Here is a 1,895-nt window from a genome sequence, read left to right as displayed (position 1 = left end):
CGGGCGGCCACCACCACGGTGCCGCGCCCTCCGCCCTGTCGACGATGTCGTTGCAGGGCACCGCGCAGCAGACCACCGCCTGGCTGCTGGCCGCGGTCTTTCTGGCGCTGGCCGTGTGGTGGCTGGCCCGTGGGTTCGACGCGGCACGGGCGCCGGTGCCCGCGTCCGTACGTCCCGCGTCGGCGGATCCGACGTCCGCGGACCGGGCCGGGAACGCCGGAGGCGGACTCGGTCTGCTGTGCCACGGCGCGATGGCGCTGGTGATGGCCGTGATGTTCGCGCTCATGGCGTGACGGCCGCAGCCGTCTGAGGAGCAGCCGTCTGACGAGCGGCGGTCGGCCGCGCCCGTACGGACAACTGTCGCACGGGCAACTGCCGTACGGCCGCGGCCGGTCGGCGACGTCCGGTGCCCGCGACGCTCCCGCGGTCAGTCGGCGAGGCTTCCCGGACGTACGGCGAGCGCCCGCACCGTGACGGGCTCGCGGTCCTCGAAGTGGAGGGTGAAGCGGAGGCGTTCGCCCGGTCTGATCCGCGGTGCCGGGGTGACCATCACGTTCAGCGCGTACGGCGACATCCGCAGGGTGCTGTGCTCCGGCACGGAGATGTAGGGCACCGTCGTCATGCTCCGGGCGCCGCCCTCGGTGGTGACGTTGCGGTTGAGCATGGCGCTGCTGCCCCGCGCGGTCGTCACACCGGTCAGCTTCTCGCGCACCGCACCGGTGTTGCGGATGGTGAAGTACGCCGACGTGGCGCCTTCGCGCAGCGGCGTGAAGACACGGCCGTGGGAGACCTCCAGCCCGCGCGGCTGACCGGCGCCGCCCGTGGCCGTCCACGCCGTGAGGCCGCCCAGCGTCGCCAGGCAGGTCGCGACCGGCACGAGGGCGGACCACAGCGAGCGGGTCACGGTATGCGCGGCCCCGCTGCGGGCGTTCTGTCCCGCAGCCTGACCGGTATCGGTACCGGAAGGCGAACCGGAGCCGGGCGCGGGGGAGTTCACACCGTCTCCCGGAGGGCGGGCCGCCGGTGCGCGGACGGGCGGGAGGACGGCGGACGCGTACGGCCCGGCGGCGCGGGGCTCCACGTCCGCAGCCGGAGGCTGTTGCCGACGACGAGGAGCGAACTGGCGGACATGGCCGCGGCGGCGAACATCGGATTGAGCAGACCGACGGCGGCGAGCGGCACGGTCACCAGGTTGTAGCCGAAGGCCCACAGCAGATTGGCGCGTACGGTGCCCAGGGTGCGCCGCGCCAAGTGCACGGCGTCGGGCAGACATCGGATGTCCTCGCGGGTCAGGGTGATGTCGGCGGCGCCGATCGCGGCGTCCGCGCCGCCGCTCATGGCGATGCCGAGATCGGCCTCGGCGAGCGCGGCGGCGTCGTTGACGCCGTCCCCGACGACCGCGACACGGCCGCCCTCCTCCCGCAGGCGTCGTACCAGCGCCGCCTTCTCCTCCGGACTCACGCCCGCGTGCACCTCGGCGATGCCCAACTGCCCCGCGACGGCACGCGCTGCGGCCTCCGCGTCCCCCGTCGCCAGCACCGGGTCGAGCCCCAGCCGGCGCAGCCGGTCCACGGCACGGTAGGCGTCGCTGCGCAGCGCGTCCCCGAGCCGTACGACGCTGTCCGGGACGCCGTCCACGGTGACGAGGACCGCGGTCCGCCCCTCCTCCTCGGCCGTGCGTACGGCGTCGCGGAGCCGGGCGGGCAGCGCGGCGGGCAGCCCCTCCCCGCCGTCCGTACGGCCGACGCGCACCCGGTGTCCCTCGACGTCCGCCTCCACGCCCCGGCCCGGCAGCTCCCTGAACTCCGTGGCGCGGGCGAGGGGTTGAGCGGACGTCGCGGCCGCGTGCGCGGTGATCGCGGCCGCCACGGGATGCGCCGAGGACCGTTCCACCG

General features: G+C 75.3%; 3 protein-coding genes. 1 reads left to right on the top strand and 2 read right to left on the bottom strand.

Features of this window, described 5'->3' with window-relative positions; genetic code table 11:
- Window positions 1-293, top strand: a 293-nt coding sequence (locus tag AN218_RS34470) for a DUF5134 domain-containing protein (RefSeq protein ID WP_216311765.1), incomplete at its 5' end; no start/stop codon positions are given.
- 134 nt (window positions 294-427) lie between these two features.
- Here the strand turns inward: AN218_RS34470 and AN218_RS13935 are convergent.
- Both AN218_RS13935 and AN218_RS38240 read right to left on the bottom strand, forming a co-directional pair.
- Window positions 428-904 carry a copper chaperone PCu(A)C gene (locus AN218_RS13935; RefSeq protein ID WP_070017166.1) on the bottom strand — a complete coding sequence of 159 codons (477 nt, stop codon included), beginning with the start codon at window positions 902-904 and terminating at the stop codon, window positions 428-430.
- A gap of 89 nt (window positions 905-993) precedes the next feature.
- Window positions 994-1,895: HAD-IC family P-type ATPase (locus AN218_RS38240; RefSeq protein WP_244900448.1), on the bottom strand; the 902-nt coding region annotated here is incomplete at its 5' end.

This window comes from Streptomyces nanshensis (genome assembly GCF_001751255.1).
Lineage (GTDB): Bacteria > Actinomycetota > Actinomycetes > Streptomycetales > Streptomycetaceae > Streptomyces > Streptomyces nanshensis_A.
The sequence above is the reverse complement of the archived record's forward strand: the minus strand, read 5'-3'. Positions and strand labels throughout refer to the sequence as shown.